This window comes from Streptomyces sp. AcH 505, assembly GCF_000818175.1.
GTDB lineage: Bacteria > Actinomycetota > Actinomycetes > Streptomycetales > Streptomycetaceae > Streptomyces.
Genome location: NZ_JTIY01000001.1, coordinates 317,519 through 338,497, shown reverse-complemented (window position 1 = coordinate 338,497; position 20,979 = coordinate 317,519). Strand labels below are relative to the sequence as shown.

33 protein-coding genes are annotated in these 20,979 nt (G+C 69.5%); 5 read left to right on the top strand and 28 right to left on the bottom strand.

Annotated features, from left to right (window positions below; translation table 11 throughout):
• Window positions 1-74: 74 nt before the first annotated feature.
• Genes HY68_RS01530 through HY68_RS01525 form a run of 3 tightly spaced genes read right to left on the bottom strand, consistent with a single transcriptional unit; the run spans window position 75 to window position 1,951 of the window.
• Window positions 75-1,463, bottom strand: a complete 1,389-nt coding sequence (locus HY68_RS01530; protein WP_041983625.1) for a hypothetical protein — start codon at window positions 1,461-1,463, stop codon at window positions 75-77.
• A 21-nt stretch (window positions 1,464-1,484) separates the two neighbouring features.
• The gene (locus HY68_RS42530) at window positions 1,485-1,637 is read right to left on the bottom strand and encodes a hypothetical protein (RefSeq protein WP_157874264.1); all 153 of its coding nucleotides are present in this window, start codon (window positions 1,635-1,637) and stop codon (window positions 1,485-1,487) included.
• Window positions 1,637-1,951 carry a hypothetical protein gene (locus tag HY68_RS01525; protein ID WP_041983623.1) on the bottom strand — a complete coding sequence of 105 codons (315 nt, stop codon included), beginning with the start codon at window positions 1,949-1,951 and terminating at the stop codon, window positions 1,637-1,639. The genes HY68_RS42530 and HY68_RS01525 overlap by 1 nt, the downstream gene beginning before the upstream one ends.
• Window positions 1,952-2,091: 140 nt before the next feature.
• Between HY68_RS01525 and HY68_RS01520 the strand changes: the two genes are divergently transcribed.
• Both HY68_RS01520 and HY68_RS40300 read left to right on the top strand, forming a co-directional pair.
• Window positions 2,092-2,376 (top strand): hypothetical protein, encoded by a 285-nt coding sequence (locus HY68_RS01520; protein ID WP_041983621.1) that lies wholly within the window; start codon window positions 2,092-2,094, stop codon window positions 2,374-2,376.
• Window positions 2,377-2,443: 67 nt separating this feature from the next.
• The gene (locus tag HY68_RS40300; protein WP_078863872.1) at window positions 2,444-2,767 is read left to right on the top strand and encodes a helix-turn-helix transcriptional regulator; all 324 of its coding nucleotides are present in this window, start codon (window positions 2,444-2,446) and stop codon (window positions 2,765-2,767) included.
• A gap of 732 nt (window positions 2,768-3,499) precedes the next feature.
• On the opposite strand, the gene HY68_RS01515 is transcribed toward HY68_RS40300, so the two are convergent.
• The gene (locus HY68_RS01515) at window positions 3,500-3,886 is read right to left on the bottom strand and encodes a hypothetical protein (RefSeq protein WP_041983618.1); all 387 of its coding nucleotides are present in this window, start codon (window positions 3,884-3,886) and stop codon (window positions 3,500-3,502) included.
• A gap of 109 nt (window positions 3,887-3,995) precedes the next feature.
• Here HY68_RS01515 and HY68_RS44635 point away from each other — a divergent pair, with 109 nt between their 5' ends.
• The 3 genes from HY68_RS44635 to HY68_RS01500 are packed head-to-tail and all read left to right on the top strand — an operon-like array spanning window position 3,996 to window position 5,460.
• Window positions 3,996-4,331, top strand: coding sequence for a DUF6233 domain-containing protein (locus HY68_RS44635; RefSeq protein WP_041983617.1), 336 nt, complete (start codon window positions 3,996-3,998; stop codon window positions 4,329-4,331).
• Between the two features lie 23 nt (window positions 4,332-4,354).
• Complete coding sequence (locus HY68_RS01505) at window positions 4,355-5,221, top strand: DNA ligase (RefSeq protein ID WP_241778449.1); 867 nt, start codon at window positions 4,355-4,357, stop codon at window positions 5,219-5,221.
• Window positions 5,222-5,247: 26 nt separating this feature from the next.
• Window positions 5,248-5,460 carry a hypothetical protein gene (locus tag HY68_RS01500; RefSeq protein WP_041983616.1) on the top strand — a complete coding sequence of 71 codons (213 nt, stop codon included), beginning with the start codon at window positions 5,248-5,250 and terminating at the stop codon, window positions 5,458-5,460.
• Window positions 5,461-5,486: 26 nt separating this feature from the next.
• Here the strand turns inward: HY68_RS01500 and HY68_RS01495 are convergent, their stop codons facing one another.
• The 24 genes from HY68_RS01495 to HY68_RS01385 form a co-directional block, all read right to left on the bottom strand.
• A complete protein-coding gene (locus HY68_RS01495; RefSeq protein ID WP_041983614.1) occupies window positions 5,487-6,224 on the bottom strand; it encodes a hypothetical protein in 738 nt (245 codons plus the stop codon).
• Window positions 6,214-6,399, bottom strand: coding sequence for a hypothetical protein (locus tag HY68_RS01490; protein WP_041983612.1), 186 nt, complete (start codon window positions 6,397-6,399; stop codon window positions 6,214-6,216). Before HY68_RS01490 ends, HY68_RS01495 begins: the two co-directional genes overlap by 11 nt.
• 414 nt (window positions 6,400-6,813) lie before the next feature.
• Window positions 6,814-6,999, bottom strand: a complete 186-nt coding sequence (locus tag HY68_RS43385) for a hypothetical protein (protein ID WP_198533187.1) — start codon at window positions 6,997-6,999, stop codon at window positions 6,814-6,816.
• Between the two features lie 373 nt (window positions 7,000-7,372).
• The gene (locus tag HY68_RS01475; RefSeq protein WP_041983607.1) at window positions 7,373-7,573 is read right to left on the bottom strand and encodes a hypothetical protein; all 201 of its coding nucleotides are present in this window, start codon (window positions 7,571-7,573) and stop codon (window positions 7,373-7,375) included.
• Between the two features lie 119 nt (window positions 7,574-7,692).
• Window positions 7,693-8,052, bottom strand: a complete 360-nt coding sequence (locus tag HY68_RS01470) for a hypothetical protein (RefSeq protein ID WP_041983604.1) — start codon at window positions 8,050-8,052, stop codon at window positions 7,693-7,695.
• 4 nt (window positions 8,053-8,056) lie between these two features.
• Entirely contained in the window at window positions 8,057-9,046 is a 990-nt protein-coding gene (locus HY68_RS01465; RefSeq protein WP_041983602.1) for a hypothetical protein, read from the bottom strand.
• Complete coding sequence (locus tag HY68_RS01460) at window positions 9,043-9,411, bottom strand: hypothetical protein (protein WP_157874263.1); 369 nt, start codon at window positions 9,409-9,411, stop codon at window positions 9,043-9,045. Before HY68_RS01460 ends, HY68_RS01465 begins: the two co-directional genes overlap by 4 nt.
• Window positions 9,411-9,839, bottom strand: coding sequence for an SLOG family protein (locus tag HY68_RS01455; RefSeq protein ID WP_052456986.1), 429 nt, complete (start codon window positions 9,837-9,839; stop codon window positions 9,411-9,413). Before HY68_RS01455 ends, HY68_RS01460 begins: the two co-directional genes overlap by 1 nt.
• A 5-nt stretch (window positions 9,840-9,844) precedes the next feature.
• Complete coding sequence (locus tag HY68_RS01450; RefSeq protein WP_041983596.1) at window positions 9,845-10,888, bottom strand: helix-turn-helix transcriptional regulator; 1,044 nt, start codon at window positions 10,886-10,888, stop codon at window positions 9,845-9,847.
• A 1-nt stretch (window position 10,889) separates the two neighbouring features.
• Window positions 10,890-11,318: a DUF4031 domain-containing protein gene (locus tag HY68_RS39985; RefSeq protein ID WP_063779601.1), complete on the bottom strand. Its 429-nt coding sequence runs from the start codon at window positions 11,316-11,318 to the stop codon at window positions 10,890-10,892.
• Window positions 11,315-13,762: a hypothetical protein gene (locus tag HY68_RS43380; protein ID WP_198533186.1), complete on the bottom strand. Its 2,448-nt coding sequence runs from the start codon at window positions 13,760-13,762 to the stop codon at window positions 11,315-11,317. The genes HY68_RS39985 and HY68_RS43380 overlap by 4 nt, the downstream gene beginning before the upstream one ends.
• A gap of 74 nt (window positions 13,763-13,836) precedes the next feature.
• The gene (locus HY68_RS43375) at window positions 13,837-14,064 is read right to left on the bottom strand and encodes a hypothetical protein (protein WP_198533185.1); all 228 of its coding nucleotides are present in this window, start codon (window positions 14,062-14,064) and stop codon (window positions 13,837-13,839) included.
• A 77-nt stretch (window positions 14,065-14,141) separates the two neighbouring features.
• On the bottom strand, window positions 14,142-14,474 hold the full coding sequence (locus tag HY68_RS01435; RefSeq protein WP_041983594.1) for a hypothetical protein: 333 nt from the start codon (window positions 14,472-14,474) through the stop codon (window positions 14,142-14,144).
• Between the two features lie 38 nt (window positions 14,475-14,512).
• A complete protein-coding gene (locus HY68_RS40295) occupies window positions 14,513-14,893 on the bottom strand; it encodes a DUF4326 domain-containing protein (RefSeq protein WP_041994959.1) in 381 nt (126 codons plus the stop codon).
• A gap of 2 nt (window positions 14,894-14,895) precedes the next feature.
• Window positions 14,896-15,369 (bottom strand): hypothetical protein, encoded by a 474-nt coding sequence (locus HY68_RS01425; protein ID WP_157874262.1) that lies wholly within the window; start codon window positions 15,367-15,369, stop codon window positions 14,896-14,898.
• Window positions 15,369-15,908, bottom strand: coding sequence for an HAD domain-containing protein (locus HY68_RS01420; RefSeq protein ID WP_041983591.1), 540 nt, complete (start codon window positions 15,906-15,908; stop codon window positions 15,369-15,371). The genes HY68_RS01425 and HY68_RS01420 overlap by 1 nt, the downstream gene beginning before the upstream one ends.
• A complete protein-coding gene (locus HY68_RS01415) occupies window positions 15,905-16,807 on the bottom strand; it encodes a hypothetical protein (RefSeq protein ID WP_041983589.1) in 903 nt (300 codons plus the stop codon). The genes HY68_RS01420 and HY68_RS01415 overlap by 4 nt, the downstream gene beginning before the upstream one ends.
• A 1-nt stretch (window position 16,808) precedes the next feature.
• A complete protein-coding gene (locus HY68_RS01410; protein WP_041983586.1) occupies window positions 16,809-17,324 on the bottom strand; it encodes a hypothetical protein in 516 nt (171 codons plus the stop codon).
• On the bottom strand, window positions 17,321-17,818 hold the full coding sequence (locus tag HY68_RS42525) for a DUF6011 domain-containing protein (RefSeq protein WP_157874261.1): 498 nt from the start codon (window positions 17,816-17,818) through the stop codon (window positions 17,321-17,323). Before HY68_RS42525 ends, HY68_RS01410 begins: the two co-directional genes overlap by 4 nt.
• Window positions 17,815-18,624, bottom strand: a complete 810-nt coding sequence (locus HY68_RS01400) for a phosphoadenosine phosphosulfate reductase (protein WP_107070047.1) — start codon at window positions 18,622-18,624, stop codon at window positions 17,815-17,817. The genes HY68_RS42525 and HY68_RS01400 overlap by 4 nt, the downstream gene beginning before the upstream one ends.
• Entirely contained in the window at window positions 18,621-18,794 is a 174-nt protein-coding gene (locus HY68_RS42520; protein ID WP_157874260.1) for a hypothetical protein, read from the bottom strand. Before HY68_RS42520 ends, HY68_RS01400 begins: the two co-directional genes overlap by 4 nt.
• Window positions 18,787-19,629, bottom strand: a complete 843-nt coding sequence (locus HY68_RS01395) for an N-6 DNA methylase (protein ID WP_041983582.1) — start codon at window positions 19,627-19,629, stop codon at window positions 18,787-18,789. Before HY68_RS01395 ends, HY68_RS42520 begins: the two co-directional genes overlap by 8 nt.
• Window positions 19,626-20,195, bottom strand: coding sequence for a hypothetical protein (locus HY68_RS01390; protein WP_041983580.1), 570 nt, complete (start codon window positions 20,193-20,195; stop codon window positions 19,626-19,628). The genes HY68_RS01395 and HY68_RS01390 overlap by 4 nt, the downstream gene beginning before the upstream one ends.
• Window positions 20,192-20,842 (bottom strand): hypothetical protein, encoded by a 651-nt coding sequence (locus HY68_RS01385; protein WP_041983578.1) that lies wholly within the window; start codon window positions 20,840-20,842, stop codon window positions 20,192-20,194. The genes HY68_RS01390 and HY68_RS01385 overlap by 4 nt, the downstream gene beginning before the upstream one ends.
• Window positions 20,843-20,979 lie beyond the last annotated feature (137 nt).

Below are 20,979 nucleotides of genomic sequence, written 5' to 3'. Positions count from 1 at the left end.
GTCCTGCCGGGGGACGGGCAGCGGCTCCCCCGCCGGGATGATCCGGCTGGGGACGATCGGCTTCCGGTCGTCGCTCATGACCGCCTCCCGTCGACGACCTCGCGGCGCAGCGTGGCGGCGTCGCGACGTGAGAGGTCGAACTCGGTCCTCAGCTGTTTGACGGTCACGGGCTTGCGGGTGGTGCTGACCACCTCCCGGTTGAGCTTCCGCGCTCGTTTCCGCAGCTCGGAGGGGCTGATGGTGACTTCCATGGTGACCACTGACCGGTCGGCTTCGGCAGCCACCGCCGTGGTCGCGTCCCTGAGGTCCGGCTGGTCCACTTCGGTGTCGGTGGGTGTCCAGGGGGACGGGTACGGCTCGAGCTCGCCAGGTGTCGGGGTGACCACCTGGTTCGGCGCGTCGCCTGGCTGATCGGTGGTCACCTCGCCGGTCGGTTCGCCTTCGTCCTCTGGCTTCGACCACTGCGGCTTGGTTGCCACTCGCGCCAGCGTGGCGGTGACCGGTACTCCGTACTCGGTGCACAGCGATGCGAGCTCCGCCGGGGTGGTATCCCAGTGCGCGGCGTGGACGATGCGGATGGCGTCGAGCGGGTCCATCGCGCGCAGCTGCGCCCCGGTGACGCCGAGCGGGGTGCTCGGGTACGGCTCCGGCTCCGGAACGATCTTCCACGGGGACGGCAAGGGCACTGTGTTCAGCTCGCCCGCGGTTCGGCGGGCGGCGAGGTCTTGCAAGAGGCGGTGCTTCTGCTCGCTGTCGGTCCCTACGCGTGCGCGGGCGACGGCGGAGGCGAGGCGGTATCGGCCCCAGGTGCGGAGGTTGGCGCGGGCGCCGAGACGTACGGCGCGGGCCATGGCACGGTCGCGGGTGATCTGCTCCGCAGTACGGTCCCGCGTCGCGAGACCGAGCCGGGAGAGTAACCGTTCGCGGGCCTCGCGCGTGATGAGCGCGGCGAGCGACTGGCTGCCCGAGCCCGGCTTGGTGTGGCGGAGTTCGATGCCCATGGCGAGGTGCCAGAGGACTGCGGCGAGGATCGGGCCGACGAACGCACGGACCGTGCCGCCGACGACGCCGGATTCGGCGAAGGCCGGGATGATCTGCACTCCCGTGATGACCCAGACGAGGACTCCCGGCACGCCCGGGGAGCCGGACTCGTTGAGGTTCTGGCGGGCCATCAGGGCGGTCGCGAAGAGGGCCATCTCGCCGGCGGCGAACATCCAGGCGCGCTCAGTGGGGCTGGCCATGTCGAGGTGGTCGGCCGCGAAACGCCAGGACGTGTCGGCGGAGTAGGCGGTGCAGCCTGCGGCCGCGATCGCCGCGGCGACGACGGCGGCCGGCGGGAGGTCAAGGTCGCGCAAGGACCGAACGAGCGCCCACAGCGCGCCGACCAGCACCAGAACGGCGATCGCGATGGCGATTATGGCGGGTACCGGGTGCCCGATAACCCAGGGGTAGAGACGCGTCACGAGAGAACTCCTGAGGGCAGGTCAGCGAGAGGCTGGCGGCTTGACCTGCGAAGTGATGTCGCTCGGGGCGGCGGGGGGCTGGCGGCGGTTGGCCTCGTCCTGCATGGCGGCCTGGCGCAGCTCGTACGCGTTGGCGGCGTCCTTGTCGCTGACAGCGGGGAGTGCCTTGGGCATCAGCGGATGCTCCTGGCTGCGCGGCGCAGGTGCAGCGCGTACTCGCCGCGGGTCGCATCGTCGATCACGGGCGGCAGGGCAGCGAGAGCGGCCTGGAGCGCGTTGTCGCGGACGGCCGCCGGCAGGCTGCGGAGCATTTCCAGGGCGCTGTGGACGATGGCGAGGCGGAGCCCGGTCTCGGTGAGGACGTCGGCCGGGTTGACGGCGACGAGCTCGCTGACGATGTGGAGGAGGACCTTCGAGGGCAGGCTCGGCTGCGTGAAGACTCGCCGAAGCCCTTCATCAGCTATTACGTGATCGGTACGCTCGGGCATGCCTGCCCTTTCGTAGCAGTGAGGGTGGGCGCCCCCGGCCCATATGGCGTGTCAGCGCCGGGCCGGGGGTTTGTTCTGTGCAGGCCCCACCGTAGGGAACCTGCTTTACAGTGTCAACAAGGTTGGGCAGGATGGACCCTATGCCGGACAAGGGCGAGCCGGAGGACCGTGCGACAGAGGAGGGCGAGCTGGTGAACCTCTCGCAGCTGGCGGCAGCGCTGGGCGTGACTCGGCAATGGCTGCACACCCTGCGAACGAAGGATCCTGCGTTTCCTGAGTCGCAACGGAAGCCGGGGAGCACCCGCGAGTTCTGGGATCTTGCGGCGGCCCGCCGTTACTACGGGGGGCGTGAGCTCCGGCCGGGAGCGCGGACCGACTTGAAGTCGAAGGTGGTGGAGTCCGGCCCTGCGGGCGACGCGGAATGATCTGGGGTGATCGGGCGGTCAGGCGGTGGGTTGTGTGTCGTACTCGACACATGCTCTACTGGGTGACATGACAACACCACCTCGGCTGACGAAGCCGACCATCGGCGTGCTGGAGGTGCTCCTCGCCGCGACGGGCGACACCCCCGCCTGGGGTCTCAGCATCTGTCGCGACGCAGACCTCGGCTCCGGCACCGTCTACCCCATCCTCGACCGACTCGCCGAACGCGGCTGGATCACGAGCCGCGAGGAGTCGGATCCGCATCCAGGTCGGCCACCACGGCGGTATTACGAGTTGACTGGTACTGGTCGCTCGCTGGCGCGTTCGGCGCTCGAAGCGCGCCGGGCTCGTCGGCGTAGCTACGGGCTGGGCCTCGCTGGTGGTGAGTCGTGACCAGGTCGCGTCCGATGTGGCGGATGGCCGCCTACGTGCTGGTAGTTGTCGTGACTTACCTCATCCTGAATCACCTTTGGATCCATGCTGATCCGCTGGAAATGAGTCTTCCGCGGTCAGCAAAGGGCTTGGGGGCGGTAGGTGTCTTCAGTGTTATTAGCCTCGTTGTGGGTTGCATAGAGTTCGCCGCCGTGACTGGAAGGATTCCGTCGCGGACGTCTTCCGTTGCCGGGGGAGCGACTTCCTTCGCCGCTCGCCTTGCGGGCCGACGGCGCGCCCTGCATGGAGCCTGGCTTGCTGACCTTGCCGGCGACCCGGAGAGCGGCCGTGTTCTTAGCCGGGGAGAGCAGCGTCGTCTGGCGGCTGGGTTCGTCGTGGCATCGCTGAGGATGCGGGCTCACGACTTCCTGGGGTGGGCCTGGAGTCCTGTGGACTGGCTGCTCGCTGTGGACTCTCGCGTGAACGCTGCCGTCGCCTTGGCAGTTGGTGCGCAGGTGATCTACATCGTGCACGGCGACGGTCTACATGCCCTGTTGACTGAGGGGTGGGGCTGGTGCGCTGGGTGCGGCGTGGCGCTGCGGTTGCTGTGTGGGTGGCTGCGTCGGGTTCGTGGGATTGAGATTGCGAGCCCTGGTCGGCCGCCAGTGGAATAGCGTGGTTGCTGGCCGCGCGATAAGCCCCCATCCGATCGGATCTCGGATGGGGGCTTCTGTCGTGCCTGCGGTCGACTCGTCAGGCTTCGACGATCTCCTGGATGCGCTTCAGTCTCTCGTCCGGTGTGAGCGCCGACAGGTCGCCGCCGGCCAGGCCGTCGAGCACGCTGCGCACGTTGGACTGGTTCGGGTGTAGCACAGCGTCCAGCACTCGGGCTCGTGTGCTGTTGTCGCGGACGTAGACCCAGACCTTGTGCCACTGTCGGGGCTCGGTGTTGCACCGGGGGTCCAGGATCTCGTTGGGGAAGTAGCCGAGCCCCTCCTTGCCGAGGCTCTCGACGATCTCCTCCAGGATCCACTTCCCCAGCTTCTTGTACCCGAGTTCCTCGCGGAGGATGCCGAGCGTGGTTTCGAACAGCCCGTCGTGGCAATCGACTTCATGCCGTGTTGCTTCCAGTTCCGCCATGTCCCCACCCCTGATGTGTGATCTTTGAGCACTCTCCGCATCATATTTGGAGATGGCAAATAAAGTATAGCCCCTGGGTGGATGTAATCCGTGGCATAGACTCGAACGCGTGAGCGAAAAAGGGCCCCGCTTGGAGTACCTGCAATTCCTCCGGCGGTACCTGGTGCGAGAGCTGGCCCGGGTCGACGGTTGGATCGCCGTCGAGCAGCGGCGTACAGCTGAGGAGGCTGCGCGCCGCCCGCCCCCGGAGCCACCCGAGTGGGTCATCGAGCGCGGCGTCAGCCAGCACCGCACGCCCCTCGCTCTCCACCGCGGTGGCTGCCCCATGGCCCAGGGCATGCTCCGCCCCGTCTCCGAGACGCAAGCACGACGGGCGCTCGTCGATCAGGGTCTCCGGCCATGCGACGTCTGCCGGCCGGACACTGCGCTCGGGGTGCTGGAGTGAGGGATCGGGGAGACGCTGGAGGGGTGGATCTTCCCGTCGACGTGGCGCTCGCGCGGTCCGCTCCGGTGCTCCCCGCGGGGTCGGGCTGGTGGTACGAGCCGAAGTTCGACGGGCATCGGATGATCATGGCTAGAGGTTCCGAGGGTGTGCGCCTGCAGTCGCGATCGAGGCGGATCGTCACTGCGGCGTGGGCAGACCTGGCCACTGCCGGGATGCAGCTGCGACCGGGCACGATTCTCGACGGCGAGGCCGTGATCTGGGTGGATGGGCGGCTCGACTTCGCGGCAGCGCAATCGAGGGCCGCATCGTCTGCGGTCCGTGCGCGCCAGCTGGCGGCGAAGATGCCGGCTTCGTACGCCGTGTGGGATCTCCTGTCCGACCCTGTGAGGGGGGATGTACGGGCCCGACCGTATGTCGAGCGCCGGCAGCTGCTCCTCGACGTCCTCGAGGGCGCCAGGCCCCCGATCCAGGTCGTCCCGGCGACTGACGACCGGGACGTGGCGCTCATCTGGTACACCACGCTTCAGCCGGCAGGGATCGAAGGCATCGTCGCGAAGCGCGCTGACAGCGCGTACCGGTCCAACCTGCGGTCTTGGATCAAGGTCAGGCATGCGGACACGACGGACGGCCTAGTAGTCGGCTACGTCGGTCCTGGCGCCCGTCCACGTGCCCTCGTTCTGAACCTGCCAGGGTGGAGCGGGCCCCGACTGTCCGGCAGGCTGGACTCCGCGCTCGCCGCGCGGATCGGCCTCGTCCTTGCGGGGGCCGACCGGCTGGGCACAGCCGTCATCCACGACGAGACGTACACGATGGTCGACGTCGGCCTGGAGGTCGAGGTCCTCGTAGGCACGGGCCGTCACGCCCGACTGACCGTGACCCGGATGCGATGAACGGCGGACCGCGTGATGGTGGAGACATGCCTGCTGCGCCGATAGTCGTGCACCCGCCGTCCTCGTCCGGCGGCCGGCGGGTGACCGCGCGCGGACAGATCCTGGGCCTCGCGCACGACGACCGCGACCTGGTCGAGTTCCTGCGCCGCGCCGGCCTGCCAGATGCTGAAGACGTGATCGACGACCCGACCTGGGTGGAGTGGCGGGGCGGCCGCGCCCACATCTGGGACGCGGCCTGATTCAAGCCAGGCGTCCATGGCTTGCGCTAGGGCCAGAAAAGGCGGGCGTCGTCGCGCTGAGGCTCGAGGTCCTCCGGGGGTTCCACCACGTAGCCAATCTCCCGCAGCGTCTCGGCCGCATCCTCATGGGCATCACGAACGGCGGCCTTGAGTTGCAGCACCCGCCACTTGCGGAGTTGAACGTCCAAGATTTCACGCCAGTTGTCGGCGACATCGATCGCAAACTCCCGCTCGAGGAGCAGCAGGACGTCCTCAAGGGCAGGTCGCAGGCGGTGTCCGCCCACAGGGAAGTGCATTTCAGCGAGGCGCGGCGGCTTCCCCTTCCGCATCATGGCCGCCGGTCTGCCCTTCTTCTTCTCAGCGAGACGCAGAAGATAGGCCATCTCGTCACGGTGTGCATGAACCTGGAGGTGGGCTCCCGGTGGATTTTTCGAGTACCGAAGATATTCGTACCTCAGCAAGGGGTCCTGCACGCCTTCGAAGAAGACATGCACGTCCGCGCGATCTGCTGCCAGATACTTCTTGGTGCCGTCCCAGCAGCAAAAGTGCTGGACGTGAAGGTTCAAGCACCTCACCCCGTCGATCTTGACGGGGATCCTCATGCTCCTGCCGTCTCCGGCCAACGGTGCTACTCGAATGCGATTGCCCACGTTGAGGGCAGAAAACGCCGGGGAGTCCTGTCCCAGGACTCCCCGCGTCAGTGCAGTAAGCGTGTCAGCGAACTCGGTCGCCTTCTCATCAAGCGTAGCTTCTTCAGCACTCACCGTTGAGAAGGTAGTCGATGCCTTCGACCGTGTGCCAGACGTCCAGCTCATCGGCACTGAGGCTGTAAGTGCCGGCCCGCTCGCGCAACTCCTCGAAGCTCAGGCGAATCTCGCCGAGCAGCCGCTCTCTCTGATCCTGCAACTCTTCACGCGTCGTGTGAATCATGGTCGGCATGGCGCGCTCCTCATCTGATGCGTTGTTCCAGTGAAGCAGGTTGCTCTGACAATGACATCGGGAACGTCACCTTGATGGCTAAGAAGGGTAACCGTGACACGGACCTGGCCTGTAGCTCCCACTGGCGGGGCGGCCTGCCCTCCCCCAGGGAGGTGGGGAGGGACGGCCGGGGGTGGCGGCAGCCCCAGCGACTGGCTGCCGTGACCCCGAACGTAGACCCGCGCAGCGAGATGCACGGCGCTTTCGCCGAAACGCCCCCGCTCGGGTGACCCCGGGCGGGGAGCGTCTCGTCGGCGGCAGCATCGGCTTCGAGGTGATGGGCGCCGGACAGCGTCCAGGGTGGCACCTGGCACTGACAACGACGATTCTCAGCCGCGACGTCAGCATTTATCCGAATCGCTGGCGGACTGGTCCTCAGAAGGTGACGAGCCTGCCCGACCGCCCCTTGATCGGAAGGTCCAGCTCGTCGGCCTTGCGACGTGCGTCATCCACCAGCTGTGGCACATTACGACAGTCGCGCGTGGAGCCCGACTCCTCCAGTGCCTGAGCGAGCTCGCGGAGAAGACGGGCAACCTGCGGCCTATCATCCGAGTACGACATGGCCACTCCTGTGCAGTCGAGTTCGGAGGGGTGGTCCCTCCTTGACGCTTTAGTTATGTAGGAATGGCCGGGGAATGTGACGGTCGGGTGTGGCGGCGTCGGATGGCCGGCCCGTACGGGGACTGCCAGGCTGGCCGATCCGCCCGCCGCGCGGCCTTCCCCTTCTTGTCGACGGTCTTCAGCTGGCGCAGTGACGTCGTGTGGCGCTTCGCTAGGTCGGCCAGTGCCCGGAACATGGCCTTCATCCTGGCAAGCGTGGACGCGACCAGTGCGCGGACGGCCGCCATGGTTTCCGCCAGGAGCGCCCCGGGGTTCCGGGTCGGCGAGCTGCATTCGGATTCGTGCATCGTTCGTTTTCTCCTGTCTGGGCTGGTCAGTTGAAGCCGACGGGGTTCTTGGCGTCAGCGGCGTTTTGGGCGTCGAGGAGCATCAGGGCGTGGGTGAGGAGGGCGCGGCAGACGGCGCGTTCGCGGACGTCGGTGACGGCTTCGGCGTCGATGACGGTGTAGTGGCCGGTGGTGGACCGGTAGGCGACGATCGGGCCGGTGCCGGGTGGGGGAGTTGGGCGGGGCATGTGGCGGGGTGCTCCGTGGGTTCAGGCGCGGCGGATGATGGAGAAGCCGGGGATGCCGAGGCCGAAGTCGGGGTCGGCGGAGGCGGGGCGGAGGGGTGCGCGGAGCTCGGTCTCGCCTGTCAGCTGTCCTTCGGGAGCGTGGCGCCGGCGGTGATCCCGTCGAGGGCAGTGTTCAGTTCGGCGATGCGCTTGTCGGCCCAGCGGTTGATGCTGATGCCGAGAGGGGGCGGCCCGGCAGCGGACCACTGTGCGGCGAGCGTCCGTACGCGGTCGAGCGTGGCGCGCAGGTCGCGCATCTCCATCCCGACCTGCATCACGTACACGGTCAGGTCGAGCGCGATCCGCATCTCGTCCGCGTCGGGGTCTGCGACTCCGGTGAGGTCGTCAAGGCGGGCGCGGGCTGTTTCGGCGCGGGTCAGGACTGAGCGGAGTTCGCTGAGTTCGGGGCTCGTGTCGCGGCCCCGGGTGTGCTGGACCATCTGGTCAGTGCTCCTTCGTCTGGTCGGGGACGGGTGGGGTGTCGAGGGCGGTGCGTAGGGTGTCGGCGCGGACGACCATCACGGCGTCCGGGCCGGCCATGAACGGGTGGGCGAGGGCGTCCCGCACCCGGTCAAGCGCGGCCTCCGCGGTCTCGGCCCGGAGGACGTTGCAGCGGTCGCACGTCGCGTGGCCGGGGCACGTCGCGGTCGGGCTCGGCTGGTCCTCGGCTTCGGTCGGCATCGGTCTGCAGGCTGGACAACCCCCGCCGCCGAAGCCGTTACCGGCGTACGTGCAGCAGGACTTCGCCGCCCCGTCGGCCGGCGGAAGAGCAGCTGCGGTTGGGCACGGCCACGGGTGCCGGCAGACCATGCATTCGAGGGCGCCGTACTCGTTGCTGACCTCGGACTGGTGAATGGTCCGCACACAGTTGATCACCGCTTCGCTGGCTTCAGCGCGAGCCCGTTGGGCATGGAGCGCAGCGCAGGCGCGCTCATACGCCCAGGTCGTCGGGCGGACCCGGTCGAGCGCTGTCATCTCCTCCGCGTGAGCTGTCCGCGCGGATCGGAGAAGGTCGCCGAGGCGGCCGGCACCGCGCACGGTGTCCACGAGTTCCGCGCCGAGGCGTTCGACCTCGGCGCGCAGCTGGTCGATGCGGTCGTCGCGCGCGCTGGCCACCGCGGCGGCCGCGTGCTGCTCGCGCAGCGTCTGCTGATCGCCTGCGGGGGCGTCGACGGTCGGTCGCCGCGGCGGTGTTGATAGAGCTCCGACGAGGTCAGCGACATCGTCGTCGGCGCTGGCCGCAGGGTTGTCCGGAGTTGTCCGGGGGTTGTCCGTGACGAGGGAGACGAACTGCGGGCGGACGTTGCCCATGCGGCCAGCGAAGCCGCCAGCGTCGACCAGGGCCTGCTCGTCGCTGCGATCGTCCAGGACCGTGTAGGTGACCTCGGTACCGGCGTCGGAGCGGATGCGGACGGTTCGTTGGGGCTGGCTCACGTGGGGGGCCCTTTCGCGGTGTTGGCGGTGCAGGTTCGTGGGTCGTGGCTTTTTCCGTGGTTGGCCCAGGCGGTGATGCAGCAGGCCGCCCAGGGGTCGTCCCAGTGCTCGGGGACCGGCTCGGGCGGTGGTGTCTCCGGTGGGTCGTCGGGCGGCTGCGCCCGGAGTCGCGCGGCGCGGGCCTGCGCCCGCCGGTCTCGGGCCATGTCGTTGGCGTGGTACGCCGCTTCGGCGCAGGAGCCGGCGCACGCCGCGAACAAGATCGTCCAAGGCAGGCTCTGGGCCTGGGCGGTAAAGAGCGAGACGCCCGCGAGTGCGACGGTGGCGGCACCGAGCCGGATGCTGCGCGCCCGCGGCGTCGTCATCACGTGGCCCACCGCCGCGTCGGGATCCCCGCCGCCTCGGCCAGGTCGGCACACCCGGTCGCACCGTGCGAGCCGTGCGGGCCAGCCACCTTGCATCGCGGCCTCGTGCAGGGGCCGATGAAGGCTGCGCAAGCATTCGCGCCGAGGCTGACCATGTACTTGTTGCGACGTGGCCCGGCGCCGGGCCACCGGCCGAACTCGGACGCGTGGCCCCCTGCCGGATGCTGCTCGACGTCGACGGGCAGGCCCTGGCCGCGCATCCACAGGGCGACGTGGTTCGCGTGCCAGTCGGCGCCGGACGCGCAGGCGCCGTGGACCACGACGAGCGGCCGCTCCCCGGCAGAATGCAGGGCCTGGTCGAGGGCCGCGCGGATCGTGCCCACGTCGTCCCAGTCACGCGAACCGGTGACGAGGAGCCGGAACGCCATGCCACTCACGCCGACACCTCGGCGGTCAGGGCCTTGACCCGGTGGGCGTTGTAGAGCGCGGCCGCGCACGCCGCGTGGAGGCTGACGACCAGGTCGCCGCCCTCCACGTTGCGCCGGCACGGACCGCAGGGCACTGCGATCAGGTCTCGGATGGCGAGCATCACGTCGGCGCGAACACTGCTGACGGCGGCGGCGTCCTGGAGATTGAGCGTGATCGCTTCGGTGATCGGCTCCAAGAACTCACCGAGAGTCGGCGCGGTCAGCCGGTCCATCGTGAGGATGCCTTCGACGGCTCGGGCTCGTGTCGCCCAGCGCCGTGCCTGGACCACGGCCGACGCCAAGGCGCGGCGCAGGCGCTGCGCCTCCAGCTGCGTCGGGCTCAGCGGTGCGACGGGGCGCTCGTAGCCGTAGATGCCGTCGACGGCGTCGAGGAGGCCGAGGGCGTCGTCCAGGCGCAGGTGCCGGGAGTACTGGTACGCGCGGCCGACGGCGGCCCGTTCGGTCTGGAGCGTGGTTTCAAGGCTGCGGATCGTCTCGTCACGGGCGTCCAGGTCGGCTTCGAGGGCCCGCGCTTGCGCGCCCAACGCTCTGGCCTGGTCGCGGGAGCGGTCGGTCGTGACGTGGACGTACAGGGCTCCGTCAGTGACGCCGCAGGTCAGGATGACCAGAATGATCGGCAGCAGCAGTTGGCCGGCGGCCGCGAGGTGGATGCACACGGTTGTGAGCGCGACGGCCACGGTCGTGAGGATGCCGACGCGGAGGCGTGCCCACTTCGTAGGCCGCTCCGCTGCCGCCTTGTCCAAGGCCTCGCGGGCCGCTCGCCGGCCGTCCGGGGTGAGCAGGTAGCAGCGGTGCGGCGGCGTGCCGATCCGGTCGCTGGTGGCCCACCCAGCTTGGATCAGGCGCTCGAGGTTCGGGTAGATCGAGCCGACGCCGAGGCCGGTCGCGCGGTGGATGTGCCCACCCCACGTGTCCTCAGGTGCGGCGGAGTAGAGGTACTCGACGAGGCGGCGGCCGCGGCGGGTGAGACGGATCGGCGGGCGCGTCATGTCAGTTCTCCAGGGTCTCGGGGTGGTGTTCGGCGATGTGGGTGGCCATCAGTGCGCGCGGGACGAGGGGGAAGGTGGGACAGCGAAAGCACATGTCGCGGACTTCGACAGCGGCGGCCGGGTTGGGGACGGCGCCGAAAGTCGGTCGGCCGATTGCTGCGCGGCGCTGGTCCATGAGCTGCGCGACGAAGTGCCGGTCGGCTTCCTGTGCGCCGAGCTGCAGCGCCAGGGCGCGCTTGTTCGGGGTGACGTCGTAGTGCCAGCGGATGTCGTGCGCCTGGAACCAGGAGCGGCGCAGTCCAAGGCGTGCTGCGAAGGCGTGCAGTTCGTTCTCGGTGTCGGCGAGGAGGTGGCACCAGTGCGTGTGGCGCAGGCCGCGCATCCGAGCGACGCGCGTGTAGTCCCTGATCTCGTCCACGTAGACGCTCATGACGTCGGCTCCTCGGCGGGTGCGGCAGGGGTCCAGGGGATGAGCAGGTCTCGTCCGCAGCGGGGGTGCACGCAGATCCCGCCGTCGTCCAGGTCGTCCGCTGTGACGTCGTGGAAGTCGGCGTATCGGCTGACAGGTGCGGGCTTGTGGGCCAGGCAGTGCAGTAGTCGGCCCTGGCTCTGCTGGTAGCCGACGATCCCCGTAGCGACCAGGGCGGCGATCGCCCGGTCGGACGCGAGTTCCGTCGCACCCGTCCACGCTGTCGCCTCGTCCGGTACGCCGGGACACTGGGAGTGGACTTCCATGCGTAGGTACTTGTGTGCCGGGTGGGGATTCCCGTAGCCGCAACTCCGCTCCTCGCCAACGGTTGCTGCGGTTTCGTTGGTGCGTGTGGCGTCAGGTGCAAGGCCCGTAGTGGTGGGCTGCTTCTCGTCGGCCAGGCGGCGCAGCTCGGTCTCGATGAGGCGCGCGCCTCGGAGCGCACCGTGGTAGTCGTCTGAGGTCTGGGGAGTTCGGCGCAGGAACCGGGCGGCTCCCAGCCAGCCAGCATCCTTCCGGGTGGTGGCCAGCTCCGCACGCAGACTTTTCGCCTCGGCTTCAGCGCTGGCCGCCCGCCCGTGCATCCGGTTGTAGACCGACCACAGCACGGGGCGCTTGTCCCCGGCCGCGTACTGTTCCAGCTCTGCGTTCATCTCGCGCAGCTGCTCGTCGGCCTGGCGCAGACCGGCCTTGAACTCCTCTTGGGCCTGGTCCAGCTTCTGCTGGGCCAGTTGCTGAACGCGCGTGATCTCCGCAGCGCCTACGGCTACGACGGCGTTGAGCATGTGCTGGCCGTCGTCGAGGACCCACCCGTCGGTTTGGCGGATCGCCTCGGCATACCGTTCGCGCCACTCGTGCGGGTCGTATCCGAGGATGGCCGGGTCCCCGTGGATCGGGCAGTTCTGCACGGGGCCGTCGTAGTCCTCTGGCGCCCGGTTGATGCACAGGCACCCCTCTGTGCTGGGCTCGGGGTGCACCACCCCGGCAGCGGCGCGTAGGCGGGCGATCTCCGCGTTATGGGTTTCCACCCGCTGGCGTCGGTCTTCGAGGACGCGACCAAGCCGGTGCTGGAGGTCCAGCTGCTCCCCGTTGGCCACAGCCAGCAGATCCGAGACGACGTACCACTCTGTGTCGTCAGGCGAGTTGACCTCGTCGAGGAGACCCCACTTGCGGATGACACCCCCGTACCGGGCGCGCCGCTCGGCGTCGGTGCCGGGCGCCTTGATCCGCAGAACCGTTTGAAGGTCGGGATCTTCGCGCAGGTCCGTCAGTGCTTCTTGGACGTTCTTCGTGCTCAGATCTCGCGGTGCGAGGACTCGGAGAAGGCTGATGAGACCATCGACCAGCCCGACCGTGATTCCTTCTTCCGATCGGCAGCTCTGTACGTCGTTGGTGACCACGCCAGGGGTGCCGTAGGTGACGGGGCGGTGCTCGGGCTGGTCCTGCCCAGCCACCAGCACCCGTCCACAGCGCGCGCCCTTCAGCCACTCCCGCACGTCACCGGTAGTCGGTCGGCGGCCATCCCGGTCGGCGATGTCGCAGCACTCGCCGACGAACGCAACCGCGTCCTGGGCGCGGTAGAGGTCGATACCAAGGTCGCTGACCGCGTCCCGGGCCTCGTCGGCGGTCAGTTCGGTGTCGGGCTCGGGCTGCTCCTCGGCGGCCACGGCGGGGTGGCGCAGTACGTCGCGGACCCACCCGGCGGTTTCGCTGATCGGCGCCGCGTACCGGACACGCCGTTCGGTGCCGGGGCATCCGGGGTGGTGCTTGAAGGCGCCCGTCGTGGGATCGCACTCCCCGGTGCAAGCGCGCCGCTCGGTACCGGGCTCGCGCCGCTCCTCGGACTCGCCACCGAGCAGTTGGGTGGGCGTGTATCCGCTGCCCTGGATAGCCGAGCCGTCGCCTTGAGGGCGGGGCCGGTTCGGGCAGGCGGCCGAGTGCTGCGGGGCGGTCAGTGTGCACTTCCCGCAGCGCGCGTCGGGCTCGGGCTGCACCGCCCCGGTGGCGGGCTTGGTCCTCAGCACGTTGGGGGTGATCACACCTTCCGCGCTGGACAGGCTGTGCCCGCGCTGGAGGTACCAGATGTCCGCGTACCCGAGCGTCCCGCCCTGGCAGGTCATCTGCGCCGGGCAGGCGCGATCCGCGTCAACAAGGTTGAGACAGAGGCACGAGTGGAAGTGCGCCGGTCCGTGGTCGACGCGGGTCTCGCATTCGGTGCCGGGTCGGTGCTGCTTGTGGCCGCAGCCGGCGCACAGGGCGGTGGTCTCGGTCGCGGGCTGCTTCACGTCGGTGCGGATCGAGGCGCAGAAAGCAGCGGGGAGGCTACCTGGTTCCAGGTCGTGGGGAAGCCCGCAACGCGGGCAGCGGGGGCGTTCTTCGGCGGCGGGGTGGGCGGGCTGGTCCATGGCCGGGGCTCCTTGCGTGTGTGGTGGGATGGCGGGTGGCCGCCCCTGGTATGGCAGGGGCGGCCCGTCAGATGTCACGGGGTGGGGATGGTCGCCAAGGACGACAACCAGGTCTCGCGGGTCTCTGGGTTGCTCGGGCCGGGCCGGCGGGAGAAGTCGACGGTCGTCAGCACGCGGTACTCGTAGGTGTCGTCCGAGTACGGGCCTTTCACCTCTTGCACGGTGGCGGTGCCCTGATGCGCCGCGGGCCACTGTTGGCCGTAGTGGCGAACGCGGGTGCCGACGGGAAGCGGCTGGGTCACAGTGAGTGTCCTTGTGTGGGCGTGGTGGTATTCGGGGGTGGCCGCGCCTCGTAGCAGGAGGCGCGGCCCGCCGGGCGTCACCGGCCGGGCGATGTGTCCTCGATGGGCAGCCAGCGGGTGACGGTGACCTCGCGCTGCTCCACCTCGACGGCTTCGACGCTGTCGCCGTACCAGCCGTGGTCATCGGGCACGTACTCGCCGGCCTCGAAGTCGCCGGTGTCGAGGCGGCCCTCGTACTCGACGGCGTACGTACGGCCGTCGGCGAGGAAGACGCAGCGCCGCTGGGCCCTGTACTTCAGCGTGGTCAGGGGCTCGTCGGCGAGGACGGTGTCGCTGTACTCGATGTCCTCGGGGCTGTCGGGCGGTACGCCGATGGCGGCGAGCTGCTGACGGGTGAACTGGCGGGCCACTGAGGGCTCCTCGCGTGGGTTGGGGTGAAACAGGTCGGTCAAGTGGTGGCGGCTGGCTTGTTGGCCAGGTCCAGGAGGACTGCTGCATGGCAGTGGTCCGGCTGGCCGGGCTCAGGCAGGGGGCAGTAACAGGCAAGGTCCTTGCCACGCAGCTCGGGAAGAGCGTCAAGGAGACGCTTGCGGGTGGCTGCCGCGTCCGGTCCCATCCACCACTGGTCGGAGCCGCGGACCCAAGAACGGAAGGCCATGTGGCAGGCCGCGCGCGCCTGTTCCGGTGTCTCGGCTCCGAGCCATTCGATGGCCCCGGCAAGGGTGAACGGGTTCCCGAAGCGGGACGGCCGGCTAACGATCACGCAGCCGACCGGTTTGGTCCAGCCCTTGGTGCGGCGGCGCTGGATACGCGTGGGCGTGCTCGACACGGTCACGCCCCCTTCGAGGTGGCGCGGACGGTGTAGTCGCCGAAGCCGTCGCGGATGATCGTGTCGCCGAACCGGGCCGGCGCAGGACCACCCGCGACCCACACGGTCAGGCCCTCCAACTCCAGAAGCCGACCGTCGACCGTCCGGCCGCCGGGGCGGCACCGGTAGCGGAGCCTGCTCGCCTCGCACCACGCGAACAGTTCGCGCACGTTGTCCGGGGTGACGAGGCGTTCCTCCGGGGCGTAGTCCAGGTGCGGCATGCCGGCGACGCACATGGCGTTGCAGTAGCCGCACCGGTACTGGCCCAGCGGGGCGTCGACGAGCTGCTGGGGCTCCCAGGGCCACCGGCACCGCTCGCCGAGCTCGTTGAGCGGGGCGGTGATCGTCAGGTCGGTGGTCAGGTTGAGCTGGACGGCGTCGATCGGGGCGATGTCGTGCCACGCCCGGGGCTGCGTGACGAGCGTGGTCTCGGTCATCAGACGGCCGCCGATCCGAGCGCCACGGCCCACGCGGTCAGCGCGGTGAAGTCGTCCTCGAGGAGGCCGAGCCGGGGGTCGATCGTGCGGATGAGCGCCGGGCCCTGGTGGTGCGCGGCCACGTACTCCTCGTCGGCAGGGGTCGTCTCGTCGTCGATCCAGGCGAAGGGGCGGCCGGCGGCGTACTCGACGACGTGATGCGTCTTCCAGTACGTCCCGTCGGTGGTGCCAAGGCGGTTGGCGATCGTCGGCGGCGGCCACTCGATGACGGGCAGGTCGGTGGGCAGCCCGATGATCGGGGCGATCATGGTGTTGGCGTCGTGCTCCCAGGTGGTGCACCAAACCAGCTCGAACGGCAACGCGCTCAACGCGGCGCCGTGGGACGGGTTGAGCCACACCCGCAGCGCCTTGCGCCGGTCGCTCTCCCAGCCGGCCGGGCGCATCCGGTGCGTCGTGTACCCCTCCGGTCGGCGGTGGGGCTTGGCCGCATACGGGTTCAGCGGGCCGTCGACATCGATGAGCAGCAGTGGCGTGGTCACGAGAGTTCCTCGGGGGTGTTGGCGGGGGTGTGGTGGGCGGCGATGTGCTGCAGGAGCAGCAGCATTCGGTCGGCGCGGCCCGGGGCGATGACTGGGCGGGGGCTGTAGGTGCGGGGGTTGATGTCGCAGCGCCAGCCGAGCACCAGGCGCTCCAACGACGTCCGTACGCCGTACCCGACCGGGATGGCAGGCGTCATGCCCTGCTGATGCAGCGCACCGGCCAGAACGCCGATGGCCTCGGTTCCCCAGACGACCAGGGCGCGGCCGGTGAGCGCGGCCCGGATCTGGTCGACGGCGTCCTCGGGGGCGATGGCGCCGGCCGGGATGCCGGCCGACCGTGGACCGACCAGCCGCACCGTGACGTCGACGAGGGTGCCGCCCTTGTTGTCCAGGGCGACCAGGTGTGCCGCCGACGGCGACCGCTTGACCCCGCTTGGGGTCGTCCCGCGCTCGGTCAGGGTGACGTGGACAACGGCCAGGCGCTCATTGCCGAGGAGTTCCCACGCCTGGACGGCGACTGCTCGCCGATCCTCCCGGGCCGCCTTCTGTGCGGCGCGAAGCCGGTGGATGTGGGCGCAGGTCGCGCACAGGAACCGGTCGCCGTCGTACGGGGTGGTGCAGGGGAGCTCGGGGCGGCCGTAGCAGTCCGCGCAGTACCGCTGCGCCTCGCCGCCGCGGGCCCGGGCGGCCTGGAGCTGCTTGGCGCTGGCCTTAGTCGGGACGGATTCGGAGACTGCGTACAGGTCGTGGACGGTGTTGCGACCGACGCCGTCGTAGCCGTCGACGTACGCCGTGACCTTGCCGGGGGTCCGGGGGAGGTCGAGGCTGCGCAGCTGCGTCTTGGTCATGAGGTTCGGCGGCACGTCGCGCCAGGAGTTGTAGTGCGGGAGTTCGGGCATGTCATGCCTCCGGGGAGCGGTGGGCGAGTTCGAGGACGATCGCGGACGTGCACGGCCACCGGACCGGAGTCCGGCTGGTCCAGCGCTGGGGGTTGCCCCACTGGTCGATCCAGGTGTGCACCGTGCGGGTCTCGCAGCGGCGGCAGGTCCGCCCGAGACCACGTCCGTCCGTCAGGCCGATGACCGGCCGGTGGTCGAAGTCGTCTGGGACGACCATTACTTGGGCGGGTCGGCAGGAGCGGCAGGGCGTCTTCCCGTCCCCATGGGCCTGCTGCGCCGTGGTCTGCTCGAGGGGGTGGCCGCTGGTGAGCAAGACCTGGGGCATGCCGGGCACCCAGCTGTTCGGATCGAAGGTCCACTTGGCCTGTCCGAATCGCTGGGCGTCGCAGTCGCGGGTGGCGTGGTAGCGGTCGCCGCCCTTCGAGGCGAAGACCGGAACCGCGGCCACCTCGTCGAGGATCACGAGCAGGTTGTTCTGATGCACGCCCTGGAACCCCCGCGGGCTGCTGGCGCTCATCGCTCTGCCCCCGGGGCTGCGACACGGTCATAGCCAGCAGCCATCGTCTCGGCGCTGAAAAGGTGGAACCCTCCGTCGACCTTCCCCACCCAGTCGCCCACGAGGAGGCCAACCCAGCTGCTGTGGGTGCTCTCCAGCAGCTGCGCGGTCTCGTCTGGGTCATCGCCCCGGTCCTCGGCGGGCACTTCGGCGAAGCAGGTGCCGGCGAACGCGGTCATCTCGGCGGTGTTATCGCCGGTCCACTGGACGGCTTCCATCTCGATGGGGCGTCTGCGGTAGAGGGCGGGGCCAGGCATGCGGGTCTCCGTGGTGGTGATGGCCAGTTGGCCGGGGCCGGCTGGGCGGCGGCGTCCGCCGCGGGGTGGGTGGTTCTTGGCTCCGCAGACGGGGCCGCGCCCGGCTGCTCGGGACTCGCGGTCCGTGAGCAGCCGGCCGCAGTCCTCGCATGTGACGGGGATGGTCGGGTCGATGACCGCGGCGATGGTTCCGCTCACGTCATGCACCAGCCCGAGTCGCAGGCGCCGTCCGCCTCATCGAACATCGGCAGCAGGTCCACCCCGTCGGGGATCGCTTCACGCAGGGGCTTGCCGAACCGGGTCAGGTAGACGTGGTCCTTGTCGAGCGCGTCTCGCCGCTCGTTGAGGAGGTCTTCGAGCTGGCACGACTTCTCGAACAGCTCCGGCTCGCTACGGCGCATGTCGTGCCACGTTTCCGGCCTGTGGAACGGGCAGAAGTAGCAACTGCTCTTGGGCGGCACGGGCAGGCCCGCCTCGCGGATGATGCGTGCGCAGTCCGTGCGCCGGAGACCGAGGTCGAGGAGCGGGTAGACGATCTCCTCGTGCGGCTCGCAGTGCCGGCTGTTCGCGCGGTGGATCTCGTCGACGCTGATGCCGATACCGATGGTCGCCGGGTTGTTCTTCGTGGCGCCCCTGCGCTTCAGCTCCCGACCGATGACCTTGATCTTGAAATCAGCGGTGCAGGAGCGGGTGCCGGGCGCCCCGTTGGACATGCGCACGGGGATCGCCAGCGACCTGCTCCCCTCCTTGGTGAGCTGGCCGTGCAGCGTGCGGACCTCACCCGTGCGGACCATGACCCGGTCCAGCAGCACGAGTTCAATCTCATGCTCAGCCGCATACGGCCGGGCGTGCTCTTCCAGGTACCGCAGGGTGCCTGGGTTCTCCGAGTCGCCCCCGACGTTGGCCATCAGGAACGTGCGGAAGTCGATACGGCCCTGAGCGGCGAGAACGAGGAGGGCAGTGGACTGCACCCCGCCGCCGTAGCTGATGGTTCGGATGCTCATCGCAGCGTCCCTGTCCAGTCGGCGAGTTCGGTGGCGGCCTCTGTGTTGGCCTCCACCAGGTGTTCGCGGTCGCGTAGGAGGTCGCGGAGCGCGAACCAGAGGTCCTCGGGCGGCGAGCTGGACCTCAGTGCCTTGACCTCGGCCAGACGCTCGCGGCTCATCTCAGGCATCGGCCGGCTCCCTTCGTTCGAAAGCAGCGCGGCGTTCTGCGGCAGTGGGCGGCTCGCCGTGGCGTTCGGCATAGGCCGGCGGGAGATCGAGGTCCAGCGCGTTGCCCACGACGACGTTGCGGTCCATGAAGGTGAACGGCGCCTGGCCGTCGATCTCCAGCCACAGCGCGGCCTTGGCGAGGTCGACGGCAACCGGGTCGATGTCGACGCCGTAGATGCACGTCTCCATCACCTCGGGCATCACTTTGGCGACGAGGGTGTCGGGCGCGTGACTCCGGCCGACGTGCTGGATCGCGAGACGGTCGGCGAAGCGGCGGGCGATGAGTCGTGCGGCCTCGATCAGGAACACGCCGGCCCCCGCGGCCGGATCGATCGCGCTGATCTCCAGTACGTTCCACGGATCCGGGTGCTGGTCCAGGCGGTCAAGCTGCGGGCCGATGGACAGGCGGCACATGGCTTCAGCGATCTCTGGTGGTGTGTACCAGGCGCCTTGATCGCCGCGTGCCGCCATGCCGCGCTTGCCGGCCGCATGCCGTTTGGCGACGGCCCGGCCGTCCTTGCCGACCACGACGGTCAGGGCCAGGAGCTGCTGGTGGACTTCCCCGACGTCGAGGATGTGCCAGCCGTCGAGTGGCCCGAGCTCGTCGAGGATCGCCTCTGCCACTGGCACGTGTGGGCGGGTGAGGCCGGGTGCAGGTAGGCCCTTGGCAACTGCCACGCGGTCGATGAGGGACCGGACCATGTGATGCACGGCGTTGGACCAGTCTGTTCCAGCCGTGGCGTGCTCTTCGGCGGCTCGGGTGGTGACGGCGACGGCGTCCATCGGGCTGATCATGAGCCCACCTCGGCGTCTGCCTGCCGCCCGGCCGTCTTCCGCTCCCGTTTGCACTGCTGGCAGTACGCGCGGCCGTCCGCCTCGAACCGGCCGTGCTCCGCCTGGTCGTGGTCACGGATGCACAGGGCTGGTCGGGGCGGTAGACCGTTAACGTGGCGCACTGCCTCGCGGAGTTGCCCGCGAGTGATGGTGTCGTCGACGTGGTTGGGCGCGACGCACTGGTGGTGACCGCAGTCGGCGTACGCCTGGCCGACCGGGGGCCGACCGTGGTGGATCCGGAATGCGACGGCGGCCGCGCCGTAAATCGCCTGCTTGTAGCGGAGGAGCGGTGTGCCGCTTCCCTTCTGCCGGCTGCCGGTCCATTCGACGTGGCCGCCGGGCAGCGGCTTGGTGAAGGTGGCCCACTTCTCCTTGAGGGTGAGGGGCTGGAGGGGGGCGTGGGGGATGTTGTGGAGGCGGCGGAGCTCGCGGACGCGCTTCTTGTCGCAGTGGAGTTCCCGCGAGATGGCGGTGTTGGAGCGGCCTTGGCGGAGGAGTGCGGTGATTTCCGCGCGGGTGGCGTTCATCGGCGGTCGTCCTGGCCGGTGGTGAGGGCGGCCGGGGCGGTGGTCACGGTGGCTGCGGGGGTCTCGGTGGTGTCGGCGAGGTGCCAGCGCCCGGTCGCGGAGTCGCGGTGGATGCGCGTGTTGCCGTCCGGTCCGAGGACACCGTCGAGGTCCAGGGAGAAGTGCACCCCGGCCTCGGTGAGGGCGTTGAGGCCGTCGACGGCGCGCTCCCACGGGGTGCCTGGCGTGAGGCCGAGCGCCTGGCGCGCGGCGGGGTTCCGGCCGCTGGTCGCGTCGAGGAGCTGCTCGGCGAGGAGGCGGATGGTTCCGTTCAGGTGCCGGGCTTGGGTGCGCCGGTGCGCGCAGACCGCGAGGAGGTGTGTGATGCGCAGGCGGTAGTGCAGTTGGGTCCGTCTGGCTTGCCGGCGTTCCAGCAGGATCTCGGTGCAGACCTCTTCGAGCGCGTGGTTCGCGGCGGTCAGGTCGACGTCGGCCTGCCAGCGGGCGATCGCTTCGAGTTCGAGGGTCTGCTGGGTGGCGATCAGCTTCCGGCGGGTGGCTGTCAGGCTGCCGTTCGCGATGCCCTGGGTGAAGCCGAGGGCGGCCATGTTCCCGGCCGCGCGGAACTGGGTGGCGCGGAGCTTGCGGGTGGTGGTGAGTCCGAACATGTGCGGTGCTCCCTGCGAGGGTGGCACCGGGGTGGGCCCACAGGTATTGGGCCCCAAGACCGGTCGTACGTGATTGAACGGGTTGGTCAGCTGCCCGTTTACCGGCGAATCCCGAGGAACCTATCGAAGGCTCGACG

Coding starts and splice junctions, on each gene's coding strand:
- HY68_RS01460 (WP_157874263.1), bottom strand. CDS start 9,411: ATGACGACGCCGCGGGCGCGCAGCATCCGGCTCGGTGCCGCCACCGTC.
- HY68_RS01400 (WP_107070047.1), bottom strand. CDS start 18,624: ATGAGCATCCGAACCATCAGCTACGGCGGCGGGGTGCAGTCCACTGCC.
- HY68_RS01470 (WP_041983604.1), bottom strand. CDS start 8,052: ATGGTCCAGCACACCCGGGGCCGCGACACGAGCCCCGAACTCAGCGAA.
- HY68_RS42520 (WP_157874260.1), bottom strand. CDS start 18,794: ATGCCTGAGATGAGCCGCGAGCGTCTGGCCGAGGTCAAGGCACTGAGG.
- HY68_RS01490 (WP_041983612.1), bottom strand. CDS start 6,399: ATGCCGACCATGATTCACACGACGCGTGAAGAGTTGCAGGATCAGAGA.
- HY68_RS01390 (WP_041983580.1), bottom strand. CDS start 20,195: ATGAACGCCACCCGCGCGGAAATCACCGCACTCCTCCGCCAAGGCCGC.
- HY68_RS39985 (WP_063779601.1), bottom strand. CDS start 11,318: ATGAGCGTCTACGTGGACGAGATCAGGGACTACACGCGCGTCGCTCGG.
- HY68_RS43380 (WP_198533186.1), bottom strand. CDS start 13,762: ATGGACCAGCCCGCCCACCCCGCCGCCGAAGAACGCCCCCGCTGCCCG.
- HY68_RS01395 (WP_041983582.1), bottom strand. CDS start 19,629: ATGATCAGCCCGATGGACGCCGTCGCCGTCACCACCCGAGCCGCCGAA.
- HY68_RS42530 (WP_157874264.1), bottom strand. CDS start 1,637: ATGCCCAAGGCACTCCCCGCTGTCAGCGACAAGGACGCCGCCAACGCG.
- HY68_RS40300 (WP_078863872.1), top strand. CDS start 2,444: ATGACAACACCACCTCGGCTGACGAAGCCGACCATCGGCGTGCTGGAG.
- HY68_RS01500 (WP_041983616.1), top strand. CDS start 5,248: ATGCCTGCTGCGCCGATAGTCGTGCACCCGCCGTCCTCGTCCGGCGGC.
- HY68_RS01385 (WP_041983578.1), bottom strand. CDS start 20,842: ATGTTCGGACTCACCACCACCCGCAAGCTCCGCGCCACCCAGTTCCGC.
- HY68_RS01520 (WP_041983621.1), top strand. CDS start 2,092: ATGCCGGACAAGGGCGAGCCGGAGGACCGTGCGACAGAGGAGGGCGAG.
- HY68_RS01475 (WP_041983607.1), bottom strand. CDS start 7,573: ATGCCCCGCCCAACTCCCCCACCCGGCACCGGCCCGATCGTCGCCTAC.
- HY68_RS01515 (WP_041983618.1), bottom strand. CDS start 3,886: ATGGCGGAACTGGAAGCAACACGGCATGAAGTCGATTGCCACGACGGG.
- HY68_RS01525 (WP_041983623.1), bottom strand. CDS start 1,951: ATGCCCGAGCGTACCGATCACGTAATAGCTGATGAAGGGCTTCGGCGA.
- HY68_RS01410 (WP_041983586.1), bottom strand. CDS start 17,324: ATGAGCGCCAGCAGCCCGCGGGGGTTCCAGGGCGTGCATCAGAACAAC.
- HY68_RS01455 (WP_052456986.1), bottom strand. CDS start 9,839: ATGGCGTTCCGGCTCCTCGTCACCGGTTCGCGTGACTGGGACGACGTG.
- HY68_RS43385 (WP_198533187.1), bottom strand. CDS start 6,999: ATGTCGTACTCGGATGATAGGCCGCAGGTTGCCCGTCTTCTCCGCGAG.
- HY68_RS01425 (WP_157874262.1), bottom strand. CDS start 15,369: ATGACCGAGACCACGCTCGTCACGCAGCCCCGGGCGTGGCACGACATC.
- HY68_RS01450 (WP_041983596.1), bottom strand. CDS start 10,888: ATGACGCGCCCGCCGATCCGTCTCACCCGCCGCGGCCGCCGCCTCGTC.
- HY68_RS01415 (WP_041983589.1), bottom strand. CDS start 16,807: ATGCCCGAACTCCCGCACTACAACTCCTGGCGCGACGTGCCGCCGAAC.